We start from the raw sequence: 22,422 nt of genomic DNA, 5'->3' as shown, positions 1-22,422 counted from the left end.
GCAATGCAAGCGGAACGAAAGCGTCACAGTGCAACGATAGGTTTTGGTATGAGCCGACGTTCATGCTGTCTGCTGGGAACGACCGGGTCTGGTCGGCAAGAGAAATGCCAAGTTGGGTGGGGATCTCTGCGGATTGGCCGCCAGCGCTTACCTTGCCACGGCTAACCGTCGTAATTCGAGGATATCCAATCTTCCCGACCATGCCGGACACGCAGAATGATGACCTCGTCCTCATCTCCGACATCATAAATCACCAGATGCGCCTTGTAGGGATGCACGCGGACAGGAGGTGATATTTCCTCTCGCAATCGCGCAGCTTGGGGATAGTCGGCAAGAAACGCGAAGATCGCGCTCAGCCCTTCGTGATAGGTATCGGCCTGAGGCAGTCCGAACTGCCCGATGCCTTGGAGAAAGATGGCTGTCAGATCGTCGGCGGCGGCGCGCGTTAAGCGAAAGCGAGGCACGGTCAGGCTTGCAGGCCAGCCTGGCTGATCGCTCGCGTCCGGATGTCCGCCATCGTCTCGTCGCTCAAACCGCTGGCGCGGGCCTCATCGACAAGGCGCTGCATGGCCGCGACTTTGTCGGCGCGTTCCTGGTCACGACGGATGAGATCGCGCACATAGTCGCTGGCATTGCTATACCGACCAGTGTCAGCTTGCGCTTCTACCCATTGCTTCATCGGATCGGGCAGTGAAATGTTCATCGTAGCCATGGCAACCTCCAAGGCCAAAAAATAGCAAAGATTGGCAAAGTTTGTCAATTGGTGATCGGCCGCGGCCTGTCCCCGCGAACGGGGCCGTTGTGCAGCCGACGCCATCTACGCTTCCCTCAGCACTGCTTGCCCAAGCCTCACAAATTTCCTCTGCAGGGCTGCAGCCGTTCTTCAGAATGGCCAATTTTGGCCAATTGGAGACTGATCATGGAAATGTCTGAAACCGTGAATGCGTCCCCCAAGCACCCGGTCTGGAACGCTGGGCGCGCGGTCGGCGCAAAGCGGGCGCTGAAGCCAAAGCAAATTTGGGAGATCCGCTTTTACCTCAATCAGCGCCGCCGCCTGAGGGATCGGGCGCTGTTCGACCTTGCAATCGACAGCAAGCTGCGCGGTTGCGACCTTGTTCGCATGAAAATTGGCGATCTCGTAAGCGGCGGGCAGATCCGAACGCGAGCAATCGTGATGCAGCAGAAAACGGGGCGGCCTGTTCAATTTGAACTTCTTCCTGATGCCCGGGCCAGCCTGCTGGCGTGGCTCGAACGGCGGGGTGGCACTGTGGACGATTATGTCTTTCCAAGCCGGGTTGATCACAATGGTCACCTCAGCACCCGCCTATGCTCGGCTTCCTGCCGCCGCTGCTGGGGCTCAAGGGCCATGTGATCGATGTGAGCTTCGGCACCATCGCCCAGGCTGTGCTGATCTATCTGGGCGTGCCGTTCCTCGCCGGTTTCCTGACGCGCCGCCTGCTGGTCGCCGCAAAGGGGGCGAACTGGTACGAAGGACAGTTCCTGCCCCGCATCGGCCCTGTGACTCTGGCGGCTCTGCTCTTCACCATCGTTGCCATGTTCAGCCTGAAGGGCGGTGAGATCGTAACGCTGCCGGGCGATACGCTGCGCATCGCCCTGCCGCTGGCGATCTATTTCGCGGTGCAGTTCACCATCAGCTTCCTCCTCGGCAAGTGGATCGAGGCTGATTATCCGCGCACAACTGCCGTGGCCTTCACGGCGGCAGGCAACAATTTCGAGCTGGCGATTGCCGTCGCCATCGCCGCCTTCGGCCTGGCGTCGCCTGTTGCCTTTGCGGCAGTCATCGGCCCGCTGGTCGAGGTGCCTGTGCTGATCCTGCTGGTGAATGTGGCGTTCTGGTTCGGGCGCCACTGGTTCTCCGACACCGTTCCTCTTGAGGCCTGAGTATGAGCGACTTTACCTTCACCCGCCTGCGCGACCTGCCCGATTCCGACCACCTGCCAGCGCTCAAGCCTGAATATGCCCACCTGCGCCCGGCGCTGGGGCTTGGGCCCATGGACCCGCCGCTGCGTATCCTGCGGCTCTACGGTTCGTTGCGCGAGCGCTCCTATTCGCGGCTTGTGGTCGAAGAATCGGCTCGCCAGCTGCGCTATTTCGGCTGCGAGACACGGATCTTCGATCCTTCCGATCTGCCGCTGCCCGATCAGGTGGCAGGCGACGATCACCCGGCGGTGGCCGAACTGCGGGAACTCTCGCTCTGGTCAGAGGGCCAGGTCTGGTGTAGCCCGGAGCGGCACGGCCAGATCACCGGCATCATGAAGACGCAGATCGACCACCTGCCTCTCGCCATGAAAGGCTTGCGCCCGACGCAGGGCCGCACACTGGCGGTGATGCAGGTCAGCGCCGGATCGCAGTCCTTCAATTCGGTCAACACGCTGCGGGTGCTGGGGCGCTGGATGCGGATGTTCACCATCCCCAACCAGTCCTCGGTGGCCAAGGCCTATGAGGAGTTCGACGAGGCTGGGCGCATGAAGCCTTCGGCCTATTACGACCGCATCGTCGATGTGATCGAGGAGCTGGTCCGCTTCACCGTACTCCTGCGCCCCCATGTCGATCAGCTCGTTGATCGCTATTCCGAGCGGGTCGAGCGCGACCAGCCCGTTGTAACACCGGTCGAGCGTGCCGGACTGGCCCGTTCGGGGTAGTCAAATTTGAGGTACAAAATCGGCAAGCCTCACAGTCTGAATTGCGGGTGCCGGTTAAAGGGGGTTCTGCCCTTATAAGTTACCGCCTCGCGGCACCCTTGCCCGTATATCTTGCTCATGGCCGGTTTTGACGTAGACCGACGTTCCCCGCAGCACATTCGAACGGCTTGAGTTGGTCGATGGCTGTGTAAAAACGCCGTTTCATGTTAAAGTTTTCGGGATCTCGGGAGGCTTACCGGTGGACCGTATAGTATAACGGGACCGCCTACAGAATTTTTTCACTGCCGGTATCGCTCGATGATATTTAGCTGACGATAACCCGGTTCGGGTCGCTGAGGCGCTTATCGACGAGTTGGATCTGGTGGCATTTGCCTGGGCGACGCCAGCGCCTGCTGGACGCCTGCATATCATCCTTCGACGATGCTCAAAATCCACTTTTACGGCTATCTGAACCGGATTTAGTCGAGACGGCAGCTGGAGAGCGAAGCCCAGCGCAATATCGAACTGATGTGGCGACGGGTCGATTGGCACCGGGCTTCAAGACGATCGCAAATTTCCGACGCGACAGTGGTGCGGCGAACTTAGCGAACAAGCGCCTCGCTAGAACCATTTCATCCCGTAAATTTTATGGGGTCACGGCCTAGACTGCCCAGCCGATTGCATCAGGTGCCAAACTTTGGCCGGATTATCTCGGCACCGTCACGCAGCTGGCAGAGGTAATCTGACCACCACTGCGCCATACGGACTCGCTCGTCCCAATGTGCTCCGCGGTGATAGGCGGCTCGGACGCTGTCACGTTCCCGATGCGCAAGCGAGCGTTCGATCGCATCCGGGTGCCAAAGCCCACATTCGTTGAGCAGAGTGCTCGCGATCGAACGAAAGCCATGCGACGTCATCTCATCAGGCGTGAAGCCAAGGCGACGCAAAGCAACATTCAACGTGTTCTCGCAGATCGGCTTGAGAAATGTCGAATTGGCCGGGAACAGGTAATTGCCAAGGTTGTCCATCGCTCGCAACTCGCGAAGCAGTGTTAGAACCTGGGTGGAGAGCGGAACGGCATGCGGCCTACGCATCTTGGTGCGTTCCGCCGGCACCCGCCAAACGGCCGCATCGAAGTCGATTTCGCTCCATTCCGCCTTGCGTAATTCGCCCGGGCGCAAATAGACGTGCGGAGCCAGCTGCAGCGCAATGCGCGTTTCGATTCTCCCTCCGTACCCGTCGATCGCTCTGAGAAGTTCCCCGACCTTCGCCGGTTCGAGCAGGGCTGCGTGATGCTTTACCGTCGGTGTAGTCAGCGCTCCCCGTAGGATATCCGCAGGATCGTGCTGCGCGCGCAGGGTAGCTACCGCGTAGCGAAACACGCGGCCCGAGAATGACCTCGCCCGGATTGCAGACTCAAAATGCCCCTTGCGTTCGAAGCGCCTGAGAGCCTTGAGGAGTTCGTGAGCAGATACCTCGGCGATCGGACGATGACCGACGGTCGGCTGCAATTCGTCTCGGAACCAGCGCATTTTCTTGAGCGTGGCGGGGGCCTTGCCTTCCCGCTCCATCTTTTCGATGAATTCGTCGGCGACAACCCGAAAAGTGGTGCGCGCCGCAGCTGCGGCCTCGATCTTGGCCTGGATCCTAGCGGCCAACGGGTCAATGCCACCTTCGAGCTGTTCGCGGGCCTCGTCGCGCTTCTGACGCGCCTCTTTCAGGCCGACATCGGGGTAGCGCCCGAGCGAGATTTTCTTCTCAATTCCTTTAAACCGGAACTTGACCCGCCACAGCAGGGAGCCGCTCGGATTGACGAGAATGTAGAGCCCCTTCGCGTCAGCAACCTTGTAGGGTTTTTCTCGTGGTTTCAGGGCGTTGAGCTGGATCGTGGTCAACATTGGGGGCCTCGACTTGAAAGCGTCGGAAAGGCCCCCGATTCGGGGCCCCCAATTCACCCGGACGGAGGTGGACAAAGGGGGACGTCACCGGAAGGCCGATGACCAATTATGCCTGATTTTTGGGGATTTTTGGAGCGAAAAAACGCTTGACAAAGGGGCGCCCTGGTGCCGCTTACAGGACTCGAACCTGTGACCCCCGCATTACGAATGCGATGCTCTACCAACTGAGCTAAAGCGGCTTGGCCCCGGTGGGCTGGCGGGCGATTAGCTTTGCGCGGAGGGGAATGCAATGGTTTTTGCGTGGGGTGGCGGCGGGTTTTTGGTGGATATCTTGGGAAAGCCGCGGGCGGGCGCGGAATTTCCGGGCGATTGACCAAGCGCAATGCCGGTGGGTGCAGCGCGGGCATGATCGCTTCATGACAGAAACGGCATGCAGGAGTTGCGCATGACACACGTTCCCGGCGATCTTCAGGACGCCTTTCCCGACGATGCGGCGCTGCTGCACAGTTTGCGGGCCAGGAATGCCCACGTTCACAAGCTTGTGGAGCAATATCACGCGCTCAACCGCGCGGTGCACCGGATCGAAAGCGATATCGCGCCCGCTTCGGACGAGCACCTCGAGGGCTTGAAGAAGCAGCGCCTTGCCTTGCTCGATGCCTTGGCCGAGCAACTGGCACTGGCCAAGGCAGCGTGACCCCGTCACCGCCGCCCGGCGCGGGTGGGGGGCAAGGCCGTCAAGCTTGTGGAGAACGCGGCCCAGTCGGCAAAAAGCAGGTTGACGTATCAGCCCGCGCCGCCTAGTTGGCCGCCCTACCGCGCGTCGCCAGACGCGGCGCGGCCTGGGGCGGAGTAGCTCAGTCGGTTAGAGCAGCGGAATCATAATCCGCGTGTCGGGGGTTCGAGTCCCTCCTCCGCTACCACCAGTGGCATACCTTCGGGCCTGGTGGGTCTGTTTCCCTTTGCAATATCGAGCATTGCGCCGAGTCGGCCGTGGATTTCCACGTCTAGGCCGCGGCTGTTTGCGCGGGGGTTTAGCACCACCTTTTCAACCAGGGCGCGGATGGCGTTGCGGGCGTCTCTGGCATCTTCATCCGAGCCTTGCAGGGTGTCCATGATCGTTTCGATCGCGCTGCGATAAGCCTCTGCGATGGCGGGGTGGAGCGTGATCACCTGGGCGGCCGTGCCCTCTGCGAGCTGGGCTTGCAGGGTGTCGCGTTCGGCGCGTGCGGTTTGCAGGGCCTGGACGATTTCGGGCACGTCGCCGGCGCCGGCGGTGATCGCGGCCACCAGGCGGTCTATCTGCTTTGTCAGTGCCTCGATCCGGCTGCGGTTGCGCTGCGCGGTGCTGGCGGCCTCGCGATCGAGCCGCTGGCGTTCCTGGTGATAGGTGCGGACGGCCAGGCTAACCCGTTCGGGGCTAAGCAGTTCTTGCCGCAGGCCGGCCAGCACGCGGCGTTCGAGTGGTGCGGTATCGATCTTGCGATGGTTGTCGCACGTGCCGGCGCGGCGGCTGTTGGCGCAGCCCCACTTATCGGCGCCGATCACCACGAACGGGCCGCCGCAACTGGCGCAGGTCAACAGGCCGGACAGCAGGCGCTTGGGTCGCCGCTGGCTTTTGTAATCCCAGCCCTGCTTGTTGCTCTTGGCGCCGCGGACGCGCTGCCAGCTTTCATCGTCGATGATGCGCAGATGCGGCACGGGCTCGCGCTGCCAGGTTTCGGGCGGGTTGACGCGGGGCACGCGGCGGCGGGTTTCGGGATCGCGCACCATGGTGGTGCGGCCATAGACCAGCTGGCCGATGTAGATTTCGTTGCACAGGATGCCGTTGCCGCGCACGGCATCGCCGTTGATCGCGCTGACGTTCCAGGCTTTGCCCGATGGCGACGGCACGCCTTCGGCGTTCAGGCGCCGCGCGATCGCCAGTGGGGAATCCCCTGCGAGATATTCGCGGTAGATCCGGCGCACGATTTCGGCCTGGTCGGGATCGACTTCGCGCAAGCCACCTTCGGCATTGCCCTTTGCATCGAGGCGATGGACCTTGCGATAGCCATAGACGATGTTGCCCGGCGTGCGTCCGGCGGCCACGCGCCCGCCCTGGCCTCGCCGGATCTTGTCGGCCAGATCGCGGCGGAACAGCGCCGCCATGGTGCCCTTGAAGCCGATCTGCAATTCGTCGATCGGCCCTTCCGACAGGGTGAAGATCCGCGCGCCGGCGTGGAGGATCCGCTCATAGAGATAGGCCATATCGCCTTGGTGGCGAGAGAGCCGGTCCAGCGCCTCTGCCATCACCTGATCGGCCTGGCCGGCGCGGATATGATCGACCAGGGCATTGAGGCCCGGCCGATCGCGCACGGCGCCGCTGATGGCGTAATCGGAAAAGACGGCCGTTACCGTCCAGCCTTCGCGCTCTGCCCGCTGGGTACAGACGCGCACCTGGTCTTCGATCGAGCTATCTTTTTGCAGGTCGCTGCTGAATCGGGCGTAGATCGCGGTGCGCATGGTGGCCTTGGGGCTGGGTGTGGAGCTGGGTTTGGGCATGGTGCTGCTTTGCCAGGGCGCGCGCAATGGCCATGGCGATCACGTCCACTTCCGGCAGCTGGCTGGCCATCAGCGTTCCCCCATGATCACGGTGCGCACCTGGGTGCCCAGCACCGTCAGCAGCGGCCGCGCGATATCGCACAGGCCGCGCGTGCGCAGCAGCTGCGCGTGGCGTGGGGTGGCGGTGCGCCAGCCTTCGCGGGTGCGCGTGGCGGCGGTCAGGGCTTCGCGCACGTAGTCCGGCAGTTCGGCTGCCAGTTCGGCCGGTGTGGGCAGCTGGGCCATATAGCGGCGCAGATCCGCGTCCTCGCGCCAGCCCGCGTAATCATCCATCGCGGCGGCCATCATGCCGGCACCCGCTCAAATAGCGGGCCAGCACTTCTACGCTTTATTGCCGCTTGGTTGAGCCACAGACATTCTGTCCGAGGGCTATTGCGATGTGCGCGAGCATCGATGGTAACGCACTGCCAGTCCGAAAGTCGTTCCATGTATAAATCGGTGGGATAGCCAGATAGAACGATCATCGCTTGGCTCGCGCAACACGCTTCTAACAGCGCCAAGTGATCGCCGTTGGTCATCTCAAACGCATAGGTGTGATATCGGTCTCCGGGTTTGCGGCTCTTTGTCGATCGCGTCTCTGGCATGTAGGGCGGATCGAGATAGAAGAGCGTCTCTGGACCGGCATAACGCTCAAGCAATTCCAACGCCGGGCGCTGTTCGATATTCACGCCGCGCATGCGCTCAACCGTAGCCTGCAGCGCGTCGGGCAGGTCTGCCCACTCGCCGGCAACATTGGTGGTACCGCTTGTTCCGTCGCTGCGGAATCCGGTCGGTCGGTCCATCCGCGCGCCGCCGGTACCATGAGCCATGTGCGAGCGAACTACGGCCCGCCGCGCGCGCTCAACTTCATCCTCACACGGCTGAAACGCCGCCAGATACTCAGCACGCGCATAGGGGGTGAGCCGCAAAGCCTCCAGCAGCTCCGGTGCTCGATTGCCGCGCAGCACCGAAAACAGGTTCACCAGCTCGCCGTCGAGGTCGTTGTAGATCTCGTTATAGGAGCGTTCTTTCTGGAGCAGCACAGAACCGGCCCCGCCGAACGGTTCGACGTAGATGAGATGTGATGGAAAGTGGGTAATGATCCATTGCGCCAGGCGGAACTTGCCGCCAAGCCAGCGCAGGACGGGGCGAGAGGGCTTCATGCCGGCACCTGCGGGAACTTGCCCACTTCGTTGCCCCAGGCGGCCCAGCCTTGGCGCGTGGTGCGGCTGAAAAATTCGATGTAGCGGCCGGGCACGGGTGGGCCGAACAGGGCTTCCAACCGGGTGTATTGCTCATCGGGCTTGCGGCTGTGTTCGCGTGCCGGCGCGACGATCAACTGGCGCTGCGCGTGATCGAGCACGGGCATGCCGCGCCCGCGCTTGAACAGGAGGCAGGGCTCCACCTGTTTGCGGGTGTAGCGGCCCATGCTGATGCGCGGTTCCAGGATATCGCCGGTGAACAGGTCGATCTGGTTGGCATCGATCAGGCGTTGCTTGGCCCAATAGAACAGATCCGTGACGTAGCTGTAGCCATGGGCGCGGGCGAGATCGAAGGCCTGTTCCAGGTGCGTGCCGATGACCCACATGGCGATCACCGAATCGCGCGCCATCATGCTGCCGATCGGCAGGGCCTGCATCTCTTCGAGCGTCATGGTGGGATAGGGATCATCGGCTTGCGTGGGCACGGCATCGGTGCCGCTCCAGGTGCGCGTGCCCCATGGTGGGTCCATCAGGGCCACGCGCGGCTTGGCTGGATTGGTCGAGGCGGCGGGCTTGGGCATCAGTTGCGCGGGCCGCCGTCGAGCTGGTTGGCGGCGGCAACGATTGAGGCGGCAAAGTCGCGTGCTTCATCGGCCGTGAATGCCGTAACCGACCCAAGGCGGACGCCGGCATGTTGCGCGACTGCCACCAGGCCGATGAATGGGCCCGCATCATCGTTGCCTGTCATGAGTGTGAAGCACAGCGATTCCGCGACAATGGACTGGCCTTCAGGGAAAGTGACCAGTTGCGGTGCAAGGCCGCGCGCCAGCGTGCGATCGATGCGCGAGTCGGCGCCGATCGGCATGGTGGAGCGTTCCATGGTCAGGCCTCCGCTTCTTCGTCGGCTTCGGCCAGGGCCTTGGTTGCCACGTCGGCATTGGCCTGGGCGGCTTCCTGTTGAGCAGCCGCCTGTTCGGCTTCGTATTGGGCGGTAGCGGCTTCCATCTGGGCGACCAGTTCTTCGGGCGTGATCTTGACCAGGACGGCTACGCGCGAGCAGTTGATGACGGGCCTGCGCCAGGCGCTGCCGCCGATCGCGGCCTTTGCCGTGGGGCGCGGCTATGTCGCCGGCGACACGGCGGCGCTGATCGGCGCGCTGGTGGCCATCGTGTGGCCGATCATCGATGGCCAGCGCCGCACGTATAAGCGCAGCCGCACTTTGGCCGCTCTGGCGGCGCGGGTGCCCGATGATGTGGCGGTGGTGAAATGATCGCGAGCTTGTGGGCCCGAGCCTGGCTAAGGCTATCCCGACTGCTGGCGCCGCTTCTGCTGCCATTGCTTCTGTGTGCGCTCATCCTATCGGTGGGAGGCTGGATCTGGCAAACCGTGCGGATCGATGGACTGCGCATTTGGCCAGTAAAGATCACCGGCTTGCGCACCGAGCGCGATCAGTGGCGCAGTGCTGAACACGACTGGCGCCGCGCTGCGACGATCATGCGGGGGAGCTACGACACACTTCACGGGGCGCTTCAAATCCGGAACGCAGCTGTGCAGCGGCTCAAGGCCGATGGGGAGGCGCGCAAGGCAGCAGGCAAAACTGCGCTGGTCGATGCCGCGCCGCGCAATGCTACGCGCGAGGCGCTGGCGCGCGCGATCGACAACGCGCCGCCGGCCGTTGCACGCACATGCCGGACGCCCGATGCCGTGATGGCAGCGAAAGGGGAACTGTGATGCGTGAGCGGACCCAAGCCGACGACATCTGCCAGGGCGCCTATAACCGCGCCCTACTCGATCTCATCCTGCCGCCGATGCGCATGGCGGCAAAGGATGCAGGCTATGCGATTACCGTCCATGGCTCACTCAATCGCGACATCGATGTCGTGGCAATCCCGTGGCGCGAGCATCACGTCAAAGATGCTGATTTCCTTGTCCAGATGTTGGCAGGCGCGATTGCCGGAGTTGCCGGACGCTGCAACCCTCAAAAGGATTGGGAGGAAAAGCCGCACGGTCGACGTGCGAAAATTCTGCTGGTCTGGTGCGGGGAAACGACGGGGCATCTCGACCTGAGCGTGATGCCGGTCATCAGAAAGGAGGAACCCCCATGCGCCGCGTGATCCTCATGCCGCTGAGTGTGGCTGCTGTAGCCTTGGCCGGATGCGCAGCCAAACCCGCGCCGCCAGTTATCGAAGCGCGAACGGAAACGGTCTATGTGCCGGTGGCTGTAACTTGTGCGGACCCCAAGGACGTTCCGACTGATCCGCCGCACATTGGTAAGCTGCTGAACGGCGACGCGGCGCACGACATCGGACCTATTGCCGCGTCGAACCTGCGGCTGCGCGCGGCGTTCGACCAGGCTGTGGCGCTGCTGCAGGGCTGCACAGATTCAGCCAAAAAATAGCGTCATTCCGTCCCGTATTGGTCGCCGGGCTGGATGTTGCCCTGCATCCATCGGTTGATTTGCCGGCCGCGCTGCCAGGCCCAGGATATCCATGTGGCCATTTCATAAGCGCGGCCGCCAAGAATGGCTTTCAGATCTGGCACCGAAACCGCGGTACCTTGCATATTGATAGTCGCCGCGTTGTTGGTGGTAATGCCATAGTCCAGGTCAACGCCGATGACACAGTTGCCGCCCAAAGCAAGTGCCTTGTGAACAAGGATGCCGCGGGCGATGGCTTCGCCCTTGTTGACCTTGAACGCCATGCCGGAATTTTGGCTGACCGCACCAAACAGGTCGGAAAAGCCTTGGCTCCACTCGTTGAACATGCCGGTGCCTACCGTCACGTTGGCGGTGACCAGGCCCAACGCCAGATAGTCGTTGTTCCCTGGCAGGACGCCAACGGTCATAACCGGGAAAAATGAAACGCGCTCCTCGATTTGCTGCTTGAGCTTGTCGCGTTCGGCCACCAGCTGATCGAGCGCCGCTTGTCGAAGCGGATCGCCACAGGAATTGCAAAATTCCAAGGACTCCTCGCCGCGAACGAAGTTGATCAATCTCACATCGCCGTCTGCCAACAGCTTGTTCGCTGCCGAGAATATCCCGGCTTGGGTGAGTTTAGCCCCGCAATGCGCGCATGTGTCTGCCATGTTGCTCCCCGATTCGCCGGGCAAACTGTGACAGGTGGCGCAGATCGCCGCTATCCCCGTAAACCCATCATACCTTCACTCTAGCCAAGGTATGTTTAAAGCCGGAACGCTCCTCCGCTACCAACTTTTCAAGCACTTAGGCTGGAAAATCGAGCGGGCGCCAGAGGCTTTTTACACCGCGCTGTAAAAAATCTGGCGGGCTTCGTGATTTGTTATGGCCACGATCAGGCGCTTAGGCGCTCCACCAGGCTGATGATCACGCGTTCTTCATCGACATAGCGGGCGCGGATTTCGGCGATGCGTTGGGCGGTCCATCCGATGATGCGGGCGATTTCTTCATCGGTCAGGCGCTTCTGCGCCAGGAACGTGACGTAGCTGCCGCGCAGATCGTGGATGACGCGATCGAAGCCTTCGGGCTTGGCCTTTTGCCAAACCGATTCCACGCCGCTTTCCGTCCAGCCCTGGCCGCGGCTGTTGCGCAGGATCGGGCCTATCTTGTGCTGCACGCCCTGGTCATCCGGCTTGATGCCGGCGGCCAGCTGGTCGAGCAGCTGGCGCAGTTCGGGCAAGATCGGGATGATGGCGCGGCCCTGGCGCTTGCGCGTGCGCTCCACCACGATGGCCTTTTGGCCCACCTGTTCCCACGACAGGCGCACCAGGTCGCCCAGGCGAAGGCCGGTGAGCCGCGCCAGGCGCAGCACAGCCATGACGTGGGGTTTGATGGCGGGATTGCCATCCTTGTTCCTGGCGGCCTCGACAGCGGCCCAGTGCCGCGCCTCCCAGATCTGATCGGACTTGTTCACCTGGTGCAACTGCGGGATGCGCGCGGCCACGTTGATGGACAGGTGGGCGCGTTCCTGGGCCCAGCCCAGCAGGGTGCCCATCATCACGCTGGCCTTGTCGGCCGTGCGCGGCTGATCGGCCCATGTGTCGCGCCACTCGATCACGTCGGCGCGCATGCGCTGATCGTCAAATGCCGCCAGCTTGAACGGGCCGAATTCGGCGCTGATGCGGTCCAGCCACAAGCGATAGTCCTTTTGCGTGCTGGGCTTGAGCCGCTTGAATTCCGGGCTTTCGCGGTAAGCGTCGACCAGATCGTTGGTATCGACCATGCGGCCCTTGCGCGGCTTGGCGGCGTCGGCTGCCTTGCGCAGTAGATCTTTGCCGATTTCGGGCCGGGCGCCGATGCATTCGTGGATCTTGGGCCCGCCGCGCCAGGCGTAGACGTACCACTTGACCAGGCCGCCGGCGGCGCGAGCCTTAACGACGTGAAGGCCGGTCACTACGTGCGTCTTTCTGCGCTTTGTAAGCGTCATACGGTGGCGTCGGCCCACTCGATCTTGGTGTTGTCAGCCATTGGCGCCACCATCAGCAAGCCGGCGCACCTGGATTTGCCAGCGTGTGGCGGTGGCGCCAGCACGGGCCAAGTCGAATTGCACGGTTTTGGCCATGCTATCTTCGGTTGGCAGGCAGGCGGAAATTTCGCGGATCAGGGGCACAACGAGGGTGCCGACCTGTTCTTCAAGCGAGTCAGCCACGATCGGACCTTTCAGAGGTTGAAAGCGCGCCAGAGCGCATAGAAGAAGGCGGCCAGGGCCAGCATGGTGACCACGCCCAGCAGGGTTTCGGGCCAGGTGCAGCCCAGGCGCGCGAGGCCGGCGGCGGTGAGTGCGCAGACGATCATGGCGATGGCCAGGCGCAGCATCACGGGATCGAACGGGCTGGTGGGCATCACAGCATCCTTGGCAGGGCCGCCATCAGGGCGCGGGCGATGATCATGCCGGCGCCGATCGCGGTGATGGTGGTGGTGGCGAGGCCCAGGACGGCGATGCACGCCGCAACCGCCTGGACGGCATCGTCCAGGGCGGCGACGTGGCGCAGTTCTTCGCGGGCGCTTTCGGGGGTGGCGATCCGGTACCGGGTGTGGTGCGACCCGTTGCACGCCTGGATGGGCCAGGCGGCAGGGCTTGGTGTGTTGGCCGGTACCGGATCGCCGGGCCGCGCTCTTACCGTGGGAGTAGAGGCCCGCGCGGCCGACAGGATGAGAGGGGTGGCGGCCACGGTCAGGCTGCCTTCGCGGTTGCGTCTATCGCCGGGCGATAGGCGGGGATGTGGTGGCCATTCACGTCGCGTTCCAGCGCCAGGCACAGGCGCTGCAGATCGCGGGCGGCGGCGGCGTTGGCCAGCGAGCTATCCTGGACGAACTTGTCAAAGGCCTGGTCACGCGCGCCAGCCAGCACGCCCGCCCAGATACTGCGCGGGCAAATGTCATCGGCTGCCAGCCAACGCGCGTGGCCGGGATTGAGGAAGTGTTCGTGCCCGGTGCGGCGCTGGGCCACGGCATCTTCCAGCCCCGGCAGATCGGCGCCCACGGTGCAGGCGATGGCGAGCCAGGGGCGCAGCAAAGCCTTGGCCTGGTCGCGCGTCATCTTGCCGCTGGCGACCACGGCCGTGGCCTTTTCAGCGCGACGGCGATAGAGCAGCGCGGCCAGTTGGGGCAGCGTTTCGCGGGGGGCGGTCATGCGTGCCCCACTGGCGCGGCTTTGGCCGCCTCGTAAGAAAGCTGGAACTGTTCTGCCATGGAAGCAAAGCCGGCGATCGTCGGAGCGCGTTGCTCGAGCAGTGCGATGGCTTCGGCGATGGCGGTGATCGCGCCGCCCAACGTCAACCACAAAGCCTGCCCGGCGTGGATTTCCTTCGGCAGCGCTTCAACGTGGGCAGCGATCGCCAAACCGATCTTCAACCGCGCAGCGTCGCACAACTGATCCATGAGTTCGTCGCTCAATGGGTTTGGTGCAGTGGCGCTCATTCTCCGAGTGCCTCCACCACGTAGCTCCACAATTGCTTGGGGCTAAGTTGGAAGCGGTCGAACGACTGATCGAAGACGTGGCCGTGTTCGATCAGCGAATTGGCGTGAATGTCGCCATCAGCGGTCTTGCGAAGCAACGTGACCACAACGCCGGAGTTGGGCGTATCGTGGTAAGCGAGCATCGGCATTTCATAGCTGCAGCCAGCCATGAAGTGCTGCGTTTCGCGTTCGATCAGATTGACGCGTCCAGCGACGAAGGAGAGTCGACCGCCCTTTTCTGAACGTGGGCCATCGTGCGAAATCACGTCATGCGACCCTTCGGGATGCATGACGATATCGAACCGCCGATTGATCTGGACGCCTTTGAGCACGGTGGACGTGAACGAAAAGCGGTGGTTGTGGATGGCGCTGCGCTGGAAGCACGATCGGCGCGGCAAGTCAGGGTGCCAGACGTGCAGGCGCTGGCCACCCATCAATTTCACCTGGATGAAGCCAAGCCCGTGAAGGGAAATGGTTTCGGCGGTGGGGGTGTAATCCTTGGGCAGGTTCATTCGCCGCCTCCCGCGTTGGTGGCCGCGCGATCGAGGCGTTCGATTTCGGCCACGATCAGGGCGGCGGCCTTGATCAGGTCGCGGCGGGGATTGGTCAGCTTGAAATGTTCATCATCCCACGGCCAGACCATCTGCTGGCCGTAATGGTGGGGTCCGAACTCCCGCGCATTTTCTCGATCCAACTCGGGAAGTGCCGCGTAGACTGCAAAGGTGCTGGCCGCGCGCGCCAGTTCGCCGTGCACGTAGCGGTCATCGTCGGCGGGCCAAGGCGCTCTCGGTGGCACTCCAGGCATAGCAGTGCCGAAGCATCGAGAACGATTCCCTGCTGCGCTGTGACAAGGGCGAGCGTCTGCCGGGCTGATGGACAGGGCCAGCACGGCGGCTTCGGGCACCAGGCAAGCCGACTGTGACGGCCGCTGGCGCGATCGTGCCGATGCGGACTTTGCCGGCGCCTGCCCGCAATGCGGCTTCGGCGGTCAATGCCGCCCCGCCAGGCACCTGGGCGGACCCACCCAGGACACAGACGCGTCCCCGGCTGTTCTTGTCTGCCTCTTGGGCAATTTTCGGCAGCGGCCTTTGCGCCAGCAAGTCCAGGTCGATACGCTGCGGCGTGGCATCTCGTGCATCAGCCACGCGCACCCACCATGGGATCGGGCGCTCAGGTGGCGGGCGTACCTTCGCGCAGCATGGGAGCCAGTGCATTGTATTTCTGCAAGACGAGACGGCAGGTCGTGGGATCGAAGCCGTACTCGGTCACGCTGCAGTTGGCGATGTCTCCCACAGCATCGATTGCCAGGATCTGGGCTTCGTCCTTCTGCTCCAGGATATAGCGCAGGCACAGGATCACCACCTGGTGGGCCACGATCATGACGCGCTGCCCAGCATAATGCAGCGACACCGTATCGAGCAGCGCCCGCAGGCGGAAAGCGACATCGACCCAACTCTCGCCACCGGGCGGACGATGGTAGAATTTCCCAAGGACTTCCCGGAAGCGCGCCTGTTCGGGATGGCAGGCCCTGATGCCTTCCGCCGTCAGCCCGTCTAGGATGCCAAATTCCTTCTCGCGCAGGCGCTCGCGATGCAGATGCTGGTTTCGGGGCTGCAACCGCCGGCGTCGCGGAAAAAGCGGCGCGGTGTCGACTGCGCGCTTGTAGGGGCTTGCCAGTATGGTGTCCGGATATTCTTCCTCCGCGCCGCTGCCAAACCAACGTACCAGGGTTCGGGCCTGCTCCTCGCCCAGCGGGGAGAGCGGCACATCGACATCGCGCTGTGCCAGGTCGATGCGGTGATGGCCTGCCTGAAGGGCGAGGGTTCGCGCCAGGTTGCCGGCGGTTTCGCCATGCGAACCAGCCACAGGGCCTGCGGCCATCGCGCAGCCGAGGCATTTGGGCCTGGCGTGGTATCGTGGGGTGTGGTCATATTGTCCTGGCCGGTGCCTTGGGGCGCAGGAGACAGAAAGCGCGTGATCATGCTGGCCAACGACCCGCTGTGCCACGCGTTTCCCATAAGCCTAACCTTGGTTGGCGATTTGAAGCAGATAATTGAATAACAAGCATAAATCCTCCCAAACGACGGCTGTGACGCGGAAACCGTCCAAACGTGGCTGCGTTATTCGTCCAACGTGGCATTGTGCCGGCACGGGGATTGCGATGGCAGGCGACACGCTTGACGATACATTGACAGCCGAGATTGCATCTGCCCGCGACTTTGCTTGCGCTCGCACGGGGTTGCAGCTCGTGCAAGCGCGGCAGGGCGGATTGACGATCGCGATCCGCTTCGGCGGTGGCGCCGTGTGGGTCGTTGTTCGGCGCGACGACGATGGCGGCATCGCGCTGCGCTTTCCTGTCTTCGGGCACGACGCGACCGCTCGGGTGCTGCCGCGCGAGGACCACGAGATTGCCGCCATCGAATGGCGATCTGGGGTGGGGCGCGCCACCCTGCGCCTGAGTGGCGACCCCATTGGCCTAGAGCAGTTGCGCGCGCGCTATGATTTCACGTCGTCGGTCGATCTGCGCATTGGGCGGTTGCCGCGGGACTTGATCGTTTTCGACCAGGACTGGCAACCCGCGCGCGATGGATTCTCGCTCGAAGCCCAGCAGCGCAAGATGAACACCGGGCTGCTCTATCTCAAGCTGGGCCGCCCGGCGCTGGGCGCGGTACTCTATGTTCAGAACCTGTCTTCGCTAAATCCCTATTTCAATGCAACGGGTTCAAAGCCCGAAAACGCGGTGCGGTGCGATTGGCCGGAATTGGGCTATGCGCCGCCGCTCGATCCAGAGACCGGCCAGGCCATGCTGGCGCGGGGGAAACCTCTGGCCCTCTATGACACGATACTGGCGATCCGTGCCTACCCGCAGTGCGAGGAGGGCGACAGCGCCTGGCAGTTCCTCGACATGATCGGGGCGATCTATCCCTGGCTTTCACCACCCCAGGCCGAATTCCGCGATTGGCCGGCACGCGCGCGGGCGACAGTGCAGGATCTGCTCCATGCGCCCGAGGCGCGGATCGAGCACTTTGGGCACACGTATTTTCACCCCTATACCGCCAGCGAATATCCCGACGTGATGGTGCAGCTGGCCATCGCCGCGGCGGTTGACGACTGGGCGCGCTGGCAGGGCTTGCGCCATCCCTTGGTGCGGGAAATCCTTGCCGGCCTGGAGGCGTTCCACGACCGTTCGCTGGGAACCTTGCGCCGCTACCTGCCCAATGTGGGCAAGGACAAGAACCCCAATGCCGTCGATAGCTGGTATCTCTACCACCCCATGCTCAACCTGGCGAATCTGGCGCTGGCCGGGCACGAGGACGCGCGCACGCTGTTTCTCGACACCATCGAATACGGCATCCGCGCGGCCCGGCATTTCTCCTATCGCTGGCCGATCCTTTACGATCTGCGCGACTTCTCGGTGATCCAGGCCGTGGCCGAGGCGGACCGGCGCGGGCAGACCGACGTGGGTGGGATCTACGCCTGGGTCATGCTGCAGGCGTTCGAACTGACGCTCGAGCGCCGCTATGTGGACGAAGCGATGCGCGCCATCGACGCGGCGCGCGGCATGCGCTTCGAACTCAATTACCAGGCCAATCTCACCGCCTGGGGCGCGGTGGCCTGCATTCGCCTGTGGCGGATCACCGAGCGCAAGGACTATCTCAAGCAGAGCTATGTCTACCTGGCCAGCTTTTTCCACAACAGCCAGATCTGGCAGAGCGACATCGGCCTGGCGCGGCACTGGCGCAATTTCCTGGGCGTGACCTGCCTGCAGGATGCGCCCTACATGGCGGCTTACGAATGCTTTGACAGCTTTGCCGCGTTCGAGCGCTATCTCGATTACGGTGGCCCCGACCTGATCCCGTCGGTACGCCTATTGCTCAACGAGTACTGCCGGCATGCATTGGACAGGGCTTGGTTCTATTACCCCGATGCCCTGCCGGAAGAAGGCGTGGCGCACAAGGACATCCGCAACGGCTTTATCAACCGCGCGCTGAATTTTCCGCTGGAGGATCTTTACCCGGATGGCCAGCCCGCCGGCCAGGTCGGGCAGGAAATCTATGGCTGTGGCGCCGCCATGATCTATGCCACGCGGGCCTTTCGCCGGATCGAGGGCGCGCCGTTCTTGGTGTGGTCCGACGTCTTCGTGCGCGCGCTGCACCAGATCGATGCCTCTACGCTGTCGCTGCGCATCGACGGGCCGGCGGGATCGGAAGCGCGCGTCGTACTGGTGCCGGTAGCCGGAGCCTTGCCGGCCGCGCTCGGGGCGCGGCTGGCGAGCGCCGATGGGCGCATCGTCGCATTCCATGCCCAGGACGGCCGGCTGGAAGCACGGGTTCCGGCCGATACTTCGCTCTTGTTGACCTGGCGCCAGGGGGTGGACTGACCAAGCTATTGGCTGAAAACGGCAGAAGGGAGACGGCGCGCCGTGTTGCACTGCGCCTTTCCCTTGCGTGCAAAAGCCCTGGCCTATTGGACAAGGCACAGGAGAGTGAAATCCGGTGGCATGGTCAGGGTCGCCTCGGTGCGCTTGTGCGCAGTGCGATGCGGCAGGAAAGGCCACTGGGCGCAAAATCGCGATCCAGCGTCCAGTGCTGTTGGACCGCGAACATGCGGCTGCCTAGGCCCCTGCGGCGGGGGGGTACCACCGGCGGACCATCGCTTTCGTGCCATAGCAGCACGCCATCGGCATCCCAGCAGATGGATACGCTGCCGCGCGGATCGGACAGGGCCCCGTGCTTGAGCGCGTTCGTGCAAAGCTCGTGCAACACCAGCAGCAAATGATAGGCGGGCGCGCGTTCGAGCAGGATGGGCGGGCCCTCAATCCGAAACGCCTCGTCCTTGTGAAACGGGGCTATCGCGGTGTGGATCAACTGGTCGAGTCCCATGCGGCCATCGGCCACCTGGCGCCCTTCCACCACGACACGGGCGCGAGAGGCGCCGGCCTCGCGCGGCGGGGAATCGAGCAGGCGATTGGCATTCGCCAGAGCCTGCACGCGGCCCAGCAGATCCTGCCGGAAGCGTTCGGGATCGTCACCGGCATGCGATACGCCGATCAGCGCCTGGACGACGCCCAGGGCATTTTGCACGCGATGATACATTTCGCGCGCCACGATGTCCTGCTCGCGGGCCAGTGCATCGAGCTGCCGCACGGTGCGGCGCAGCGTATCTCCCACCGCGATCAGAGCAAGGTTGGCCACCACGATCAGCAATGCCAGCGTGAGGCGATGGAGATCGAACAGGGAAAGCGATGCTGCCAGGAACATCCATTCCACCACCACAGTGGCCGCGATGCACACCGCCAGCGCGGCGCGCCAGCCCATGAACACGGCGGTAAGCAGCACGAAGGGAAAGAACGGGGCGAACGGCACCGCGCTGCCCAGGGGGCCCAGCAGCCAGCGCAGGGCCGCAGGCAAGGCAATGGCAAGGGCAATGCCCGCAAGCCGCTGCCAAGGTGAAAGATCCAACAGGATGGCACGGCGAACCGCTTCGATTCGCGTCACCTGACTGCCTTGCCGATGGCCGCGACAGTCCCGGCAACAGGACTGACCGCGATCGAAACGCGCAAGACCGGCCCCACCTGGGGGCCGGTCCGCGTGATGGGAAAAAGCATCAGTGGCGGCTTTCCCATCCCTTTCGCGAGGCTTCGGAATGGCCGCGGGAATCGCCGAACCAGCCACCGTACCCACGATCGTCATCGCGGTCACCACGGCTGCGCCCGCGATCGTCGTCATCGTCATGGCTCATGCGGCGCGAGCGGCTGCGGTCATCGTCGTCATCACGGCTGCGGCTGCTGCGGCGATCGTCGTCGTCGTAGCGTCCGCCGCGCGAAGAACTGCCGCGTTCGTCCCAGCCCCGGCGCGACGCTTCGGAATGGCCGCGCGGATCGCCATACCAGCCGCTGCCTTCGTGGTCGGAATTTTCCCACCCCTTGCGCGAGGCTTCGGAATGGCCACGGGAATCGCCGTACCAGCCGCTGCCTTTGTGGTCTGAGTTTTCCCAGCCCCGGCGTGAGGCTTCGGAATGGCCACGGGAATCGCCATACCAGCCGCTGCCTTCATGATCGGACCGGTCCCAGCCCTTGCGCGATGCCTGCGAATGGCCTGCGGAATCGCCGAACCAGCCGCCCCGGCCCCGATCGCCATTGTCGTCGCGGTCGTCGCGCCCACGGCTGCTGGCACCGCGGCTGCGGTAATCGCGGTCGTCGCCCTCGCGGCCACGGCTCGAACGGCCGCGATCATCGCTCATGAAGCGGCCTTCCTCGTCGCGTGGGCGATCCTGGCTGCCGCGTCCACCGCGACTGTCATCTTCTTCGCTGCGGCGCCCGCCCTGTCCGGCAAACCGGCCACGGTCGCCGCGGCCACCGCGACCATAGTCGCCGTTTTCGCGTCCTTGATAACTTGCCATGGTTCTCTCCTGACTATTGTGGGCTTTTGCCCGTGGAAAGGCGTCGAACGAGACCGGCGCCTGGGGCGGAAGCCGATCTTCGGCTTCCAGTTCGCCACGCAGTTCCTTGAGCTGCGCGGCAAGCTCGGGGGTGTCGACGCCGGCTTCGCGTGCCTTGGCAAAGATGCCGTCGTCGCCTTCCTCTTCCTTCACGTGGTGCCGGATCTGTTCGGCCAGCACGGTGAACTTGGCATCGCGGAACGGATCGTCGCGCGATGCCTGCGCCAGATCGGCGATCAGCACCTTGGCGCTATCGTGCTCCACTTGCGCTTCGTCGAGATCGTCTTCATCGCGCGCCGCCTCGCGGCAGGCCGGGTAGAAGACTTCCTCTTCCAGCATGGTATGAAGCGTCAGGGCCTGGCACGCCTCGATCACGATAGCGGCCTTTCGCGCGTCGCTGGCGCTTTCGAATTCCTTGAAGAGTTGTTCCACCTGGCGATGGTCGTTCTTGAGCATCGCGATGGCTTCGCCGTCACTCTTGCCAGTGCCGCCGTTTCGCTGGGTCTTGCGGCTTTGCCTCTCGGCGCTGCCTTTTGCTGCGGCATCCTGGCCGCGCCGTGCCTGCGCCGGCTTGGCGGCCTGGGTCTTTTCGCCATCGGCCTTCGCGCCCTCGGCCTTGCCGGCGTCTGCCTGGGCGGTCGTGGCCTGGCCCGAGGCACCTTGAGTACTCTGCGCGGGCTGGGAAGAGGGGGAAGGGGTGCTGTTGCTGGCCATCGGGCCGATCTCCTTCGCGTTGAAACTGGACTGTGCCGGAGGGCAAGCCCAACAGGCGGCTGGCACCCGTTGCGAAGGTAGGAGCGTGCGTCCGGCCCGGAATGTCCGCGCGGCTATCCCATGTATGCAACTTGCAATCTGTCTCTTCGGGCAATCTGCGGCCCGTCCGTCGCGCGCCACGGCTGGTCGAATGAAACGGCGAAAGCCAATCTATGTGAATTATCCACAATGAATGTAATTTAGAAATTCCACAGATCCGACAAAGGCATCGTTCCGCGACTCAGGGGAAAGGATATGACGCAGGATATGCAGCGCACGCCCAGTCAGGTGTGCACTTTCCGCCGCCACGAATTTCTCGCCCGCGCAGACGAACGCAAGGATTGCGTGCTGCGCATCGAGGAAGGCTGGGCGGCGCAATACCGCCTGCTGCCCGATGGGCGGCGCCAGATCATCACGCTGTTTCTGCCCGGTGACTATTGCGAGCCGCAATGGCTGCTGCAAGGTCGTGCGACTTTGCCGATCGTGGCGCTCACCCGCGTGCGAGCGCGGTTGCTGCCGCACAGAAGCATCCAGGCGCGCGCGCCGCACGAAGAAGACAGCATGACCCGAGTGCTCGATGCTGTGCTGGCGTTGCTGCGCAACCGTGAAAAGTGGATATTCATCCTGGGACGCATGACTGCGACAGAGCGCTTGTGCAATCTGATCTGCGAACTGCAAAGCAGAATGGCAGCGCGCAACTGCGTGGCGGTCCAAGACCGCTACTCCGTGCCGCTGACCCAGTATGACCTTGCCGACATCGTCGGCATCTCGCCGGTGCACGTGAATCGGGTGCTGCAAAACCTACGCAACGATGGCTTGCTCGAACTAAGGAACCGTTGGATGCAGGTGCTCGATATGGTTCAGTTAAAGCGGTTGGGTGAAATCATGCCCGGTCAAGGTGAGCATGTGCCCCGCGCGGCATGAGTGCCAGGACCAAACAGCTACTCCCCCAAAATCGGCAGCAGCACAGTGGTGAT

Annotated in this window: 29 protein-coding genes, 2 tRNA genes and 3 pseudogenes; 12 read left to right on the top strand and 22 right to left on the bottom strand. The window is 63.4% G+C overall.

Annotated elements, in window-relative coordinates; genetic code table 11:
* Positions 1 to 161: 161 nt before the first annotated feature.
* Complete coding sequence (locus FHW94_RS15805; protein WP_168556789.1) at positions 162 to 464, bottom strand: type II toxin-antitoxin system RelE/ParE family toxin; 303 nt, start codon at positions 462 to 464, stop codon at positions 162 to 164.
* Between the two features lie 2 nt (positions 465 to 466).
* The gene (locus tag FHW94_RS15800; protein WP_168557001.1) at positions 467 to 712 is read right to left on the bottom strand and encodes a type II toxin-antitoxin system ParD family antitoxin; all 246 of its coding nucleotides are present in this window, start codon (positions 710 to 712) and stop codon (positions 467 to 469) included.
* A gap of 207 nt (positions 713 to 919) precedes the next feature.
* Here FHW94_RS15800 and FHW94_RS15795 point away from each other — a divergent pair.
* From FHW94_RS15795 to FHW94_RS23350, 4 genes and pseudogenes are all read left to right on the top strand, one after another.
* A pseudogene (locus FHW94_RS15795) lies at positions 920 to 1,324 on the top strand (tyrosine-type recombinase/integrase); the annotation flags it as partial.
* Positions 1,323 to 1,902: pseudogene (locus FHW94_RS15790) on the top strand (arsenical-resistance protein); the annotation flags it as partial. The pseudogenes FHW94_RS15795 and FHW94_RS15790, both read left to right, overlap by 2 nt.
* Positions 1,903 to 1,904: 2 nt before the next feature.
* On the top strand, positions 1,905 to 2,663 hold the full coding sequence (gene arsH, locus FHW94_RS15785) for an arsenical resistance protein ArsH (RefSeq protein ID WP_168556788.1): 759 nt from the start codon (positions 1,905 to 1,907) through the stop codon (positions 2,661 to 2,663).
* A 301-nt stretch (positions 2,664 to 2,964) separates the two neighbouring features.
* Positions 2,965 to 3,241, top strand: a pseudogene (locus FHW94_RS23350) (transposase); the annotation flags it as partial.
* An 84-nt stretch (positions 3,242 to 3,325) separates the two neighbouring features.
* Here FHW94_RS23350 and FHW94_RS15780 read toward each other — a convergent pair.
* Both FHW94_RS15780 and FHW94_RS15775 read right to left on the bottom strand, forming a co-directional pair.
* Positions 3,326 to 4,540 (bottom strand): integrase arm-type DNA-binding domain-containing protein, encoded by a 1,215-nt coding sequence (locus FHW94_RS15780; RefSeq protein WP_168556787.1) that lies wholly within the window; start codon positions 4,538 to 4,540, stop codon positions 3,326 to 3,328.
* A gap of 163 nt (positions 4,541 to 4,703) precedes the next feature.
* Positions 4,704 to 4,779, bottom strand: a tRNA-Thr gene (locus FHW94_RS15775).
* Positions 4,780 to 4,985: 206 nt separating this feature from the next.
* Here FHW94_RS15775 and FHW94_RS15770 point away from each other — a divergent pair.
* Both FHW94_RS15770 and FHW94_RS15765 read left to right on the top strand, forming a co-directional pair.
* Positions 4,986 to 5,234: a DUF465 domain-containing protein gene (locus tag FHW94_RS15770; RefSeq protein WP_168556786.1), complete on the top strand. Its 249-nt coding sequence runs from the start codon at positions 4,986 to 4,988 to the stop codon at positions 5,232 to 5,234.
* A gap of 149 nt (positions 5,235 to 5,383) precedes the next feature.
* Positions 5,384 to 5,460: transfer RNA gene (locus FHW94_RS15765), tRNA-Met, on the top strand.
* 1,529 nt (positions 5,461 to 6,989) lie between these two features.
* Here FHW94_RS15765 and FHW94_RS23345 read toward each other — a convergent pair.
* Genes FHW94_RS23345 through FHW94_RS23595 form a run of 6 tightly spaced genes read right to left on the bottom strand, consistent with a single transcriptional unit; the run spans position 6,990 to position 9,324 of the window.
* Positions 6,990 to 7,148: a hypothetical protein gene (locus tag FHW94_RS23345; RefSeq protein ID WP_246866176.1), complete on the bottom strand. Its 159-nt coding sequence runs from the start codon at positions 7,146 to 7,148 to the stop codon at positions 6,990 to 6,992.
* The gene (locus FHW94_RS15750) at positions 7,148 to 7,426 is read right to left on the bottom strand and encodes a hypothetical protein (protein WP_168556785.1); all 279 of its coding nucleotides are present in this window, start codon (positions 7,424 to 7,426) and stop codon (positions 7,148 to 7,150) included. Before FHW94_RS15750 ends, FHW94_RS23345 begins: the two co-directional genes overlap by 1 nt.
* Positions 7,423 to 8,280, bottom strand: a complete 858-nt coding sequence (locus tag FHW94_RS15745) for a DNA adenine methylase (RefSeq protein ID WP_168556784.1) — start codon at positions 8,278 to 8,280, stop codon at positions 7,423 to 7,425. The genes FHW94_RS15750 and FHW94_RS15745 overlap by 4 nt, the downstream gene beginning before the upstream one ends.
* Positions 8,277 to 8,900 carry an MT-A70 family methyltransferase gene (locus FHW94_RS15740; protein WP_168556783.1) on the bottom strand — a complete coding sequence of 208 codons (624 nt, stop codon included), beginning with the start codon at positions 8,898 to 8,900 and terminating at the stop codon, positions 8,277 to 8,279. The genes FHW94_RS15745 and FHW94_RS15740 overlap by 4 nt, the downstream gene beginning before the upstream one ends.
* Positions 8,900 to 9,199 (bottom strand): hypothetical protein, encoded by a 300-nt coding sequence (locus FHW94_RS15735; RefSeq protein WP_168556782.1) that lies wholly within the window; start codon positions 9,197 to 9,199, stop codon positions 8,900 to 8,902. Before FHW94_RS15735 ends, FHW94_RS15740 begins: the two co-directional genes overlap by 1 nt.
* Positions 9,200 to 9,201: 2 nt before the next feature.
* On the bottom strand, positions 9,202 to 9,324 hold the full coding sequence (locus FHW94_RS23595; protein ID WP_282599593.1) for a hypothetical protein: 123 nt from the start codon (positions 9,322 to 9,324) through the stop codon (positions 9,202 to 9,204).
* 28 nt (positions 9,325 to 9,352) lie between these two features.
* Between FHW94_RS23595 and FHW94_RS15730 the strand changes: the two genes are divergently transcribed.
* Genes FHW94_RS15730 through FHW94_RS15715 form a run of 4 tightly spaced genes read left to right on the top strand, consistent with a single transcriptional unit; the run spans position 9,353 to position 10,717 of the window.
* A complete protein-coding gene (locus tag FHW94_RS15730; protein ID WP_168556781.1) occupies positions 9,353 to 9,589 on the top strand; it encodes a hypothetical protein in 237 nt (78 codons plus the stop codon).
* Positions 9,586 to 10,050 carry a hypothetical protein gene (locus FHW94_RS15725; protein ID WP_168556780.1) on the top strand — a complete coding sequence of 155 codons (465 nt, stop codon included), beginning with the start codon at positions 9,586 to 9,588 and terminating at the stop codon, positions 10,048 to 10,050. The genes FHW94_RS15730 and FHW94_RS15725 overlap by 4 nt, the downstream gene beginning before the upstream one ends.
* Positions 10,050 to 10,433: a hypothetical protein gene (locus FHW94_RS15720; protein ID WP_168556779.1), complete on the top strand. Its 384-nt coding sequence runs from the start codon at positions 10,050 to 10,052 to the stop codon at positions 10,431 to 10,433. Before FHW94_RS15725 ends, FHW94_RS15720 begins: the two co-directional genes overlap by 1 nt.
* Positions 10,421 to 10,717 carry a hypothetical protein gene (locus tag FHW94_RS15715; protein ID WP_168556778.1) on the top strand — a complete coding sequence of 99 codons (297 nt, stop codon included), beginning with the start codon at positions 10,421 to 10,423 and terminating at the stop codon, positions 10,715 to 10,717. Before FHW94_RS15720 ends, FHW94_RS15715 begins: the two co-directional genes overlap by 13 nt.
* A 2-nt stretch (positions 10,718 to 10,719) precedes the next feature.
* Here FHW94_RS15715 and FHW94_RS15710 read toward each other — a convergent pair whose 3' ends face one another.
* The 10 genes from FHW94_RS15710 to FHW94_RS15665 all read right to left on the bottom strand — a co-directional run bounded on the left by FHW94_RS15710 (position 10,720) and on the right by FHW94_RS15665 (position 16,258).
* Entirely contained in the window at positions 10,720 to 11,403 is a 684-nt protein-coding gene (locus FHW94_RS15710; protein WP_168556777.1) for a heavy metal-binding domain-containing protein, read from the bottom strand.
* Positions 11,404 to 11,627: 224 nt separating this feature from the next.
* The gene (locus FHW94_RS15705; protein WP_349237531.1) at positions 11,628 to 12,686 is read right to left on the bottom strand and encodes a tyrosine-type recombinase/integrase; all 1,059 of its coding nucleotides are present in this window, start codon (positions 12,684 to 12,686) and stop codon (positions 11,628 to 11,630) included.
* Between the two features lie 66 nt (positions 12,687 to 12,752).
* Positions 12,753 to 12,941 (bottom strand): hypothetical protein, encoded by a 189-nt coding sequence (locus tag FHW94_RS15700; protein ID WP_168556776.1) that lies wholly within the window; start codon positions 12,939 to 12,941, stop codon positions 12,753 to 12,755.
* A gap of 11 nt (positions 12,942 to 12,952) precedes the next feature.
* Positions 12,953 to 13,135, bottom strand: a complete 183-nt coding sequence (locus tag FHW94_RS15695; protein ID WP_168556775.1) for a hypothetical protein — start codon at positions 13,133 to 13,135, stop codon at positions 12,953 to 12,955.
* On the bottom strand, positions 13,135 to 13,464 hold the full coding sequence (locus FHW94_RS15690; protein WP_168556774.1) for a hypothetical protein: 330 nt from the start codon (positions 13,462 to 13,464) through the stop codon (positions 13,135 to 13,137). Before FHW94_RS15690 ends, FHW94_RS15695 begins: the two co-directional genes overlap by 1 nt.
* A gap of 2 nt (positions 13,465 to 13,466) precedes the next feature.
* Entirely contained in the window at positions 13,467 to 13,925 is a 459-nt protein-coding gene (locus FHW94_RS15685; protein ID WP_168556773.1) for a hypothetical protein, read from the bottom strand.
* A complete protein-coding gene (locus FHW94_RS15680; RefSeq protein WP_168556772.1) occupies positions 13,922 to 14,212 on the bottom strand; it encodes a hypothetical protein in 291 nt (96 codons plus the stop codon). Before FHW94_RS15680 ends, FHW94_RS15685 begins: the two co-directional genes overlap by 4 nt.
* Complete coding sequence (locus tag FHW94_RS15675; RefSeq protein ID WP_168556771.1) at positions 14,209 to 14,763, bottom strand: hypothetical protein; 555 nt, start codon at positions 14,761 to 14,763, stop codon at positions 14,209 to 14,211. Before FHW94_RS15675 ends, FHW94_RS15680 begins: the two co-directional genes overlap by 4 nt.
* Positions 14,760 to 15,005 carry a hypothetical protein gene (locus FHW94_RS23340; protein WP_246866175.1) on the bottom strand — a complete coding sequence of 82 codons (246 nt, stop codon included), beginning with the start codon at positions 15,003 to 15,005 and terminating at the stop codon, positions 14,760 to 14,762. The genes FHW94_RS15675 and FHW94_RS23340 overlap by 4 nt, the downstream gene beginning before the upstream one ends.
* A gap of 416 nt (positions 15,006 to 15,421) precedes the next feature.
* Positions 15,422 to 16,258: a histidine phosphatase family protein gene (locus FHW94_RS15665; protein WP_349237530.1), complete on the bottom strand. Its 837-nt coding sequence runs from the start codon at positions 16,256 to 16,258 to the stop codon at positions 15,422 to 15,424.
* A gap of 241 nt (positions 16,259 to 16,499) precedes the next feature.
* Between FHW94_RS15665 and FHW94_RS15660 the strand changes: the two genes are divergently transcribed.
* Positions 16,500 to 18,632, top strand: a complete 2,133-nt coding sequence (locus FHW94_RS15660; protein WP_168556770.1) for a hypothetical protein — start codon at positions 16,500 to 16,502, stop codon at positions 18,630 to 18,632.
* 124 nt (positions 18,633 to 18,756) lie between these two features.
* Here FHW94_RS15660 and FHW94_RS23730 read toward each other — a convergent pair whose 3' ends face one another.
* Both FHW94_RS23730 and FHW94_RS15650 read right to left on the bottom strand, forming a co-directional pair.
* Positions 18,757 to 19,749, bottom strand: a complete 993-nt coding sequence (locus FHW94_RS23730; protein ID WP_168556769.1) for an HWE histidine kinase domain-containing protein — start codon at positions 19,747 to 19,749, stop codon at positions 18,757 to 18,759.
* 109 nt (positions 19,750 to 19,858) lie between these two features.
* The gene (locus FHW94_RS15650) at positions 19,859 to 21,406 is read right to left on the bottom strand and encodes a hemerythrin domain-containing protein (RefSeq protein ID WP_246866173.1); all 1,548 of its coding nucleotides are present in this window, start codon (positions 21,404 to 21,406) and stop codon (positions 19,859 to 19,861) included.
* A gap of 294 nt (positions 21,407 to 21,700) precedes the next feature.
* Here FHW94_RS15650 and FHW94_RS15645 point away from each other — a divergent pair, with 294 nt between their 5' ends.
* Positions 21,701 to 22,369: a Crp/Fnr family transcriptional regulator gene (locus FHW94_RS15645; protein WP_168556768.1), complete on the top strand. Its 669-nt coding sequence runs from the start codon at positions 21,701 to 21,703 to the stop codon at positions 22,367 to 22,369.
* Positions 22,370 to 22,422 lie beyond the last annotated feature (53 nt).

It is taken from the genome of Novosphingobium sp. SG720, assembly GCF_012275365.1.
In the GTDB taxonomy this organism is placed as follows: Bacteria; Pseudomonadota; Alphaproteobacteria; order Sphingomonadales; family Sphingomonadaceae; genus Novosphingobium; species Novosphingobium rhizosphaerae.
Note: the sequence above shows the minus strand (reverse complement) of the source record. Positions and strands in the feature narration are given on the sequence as shown.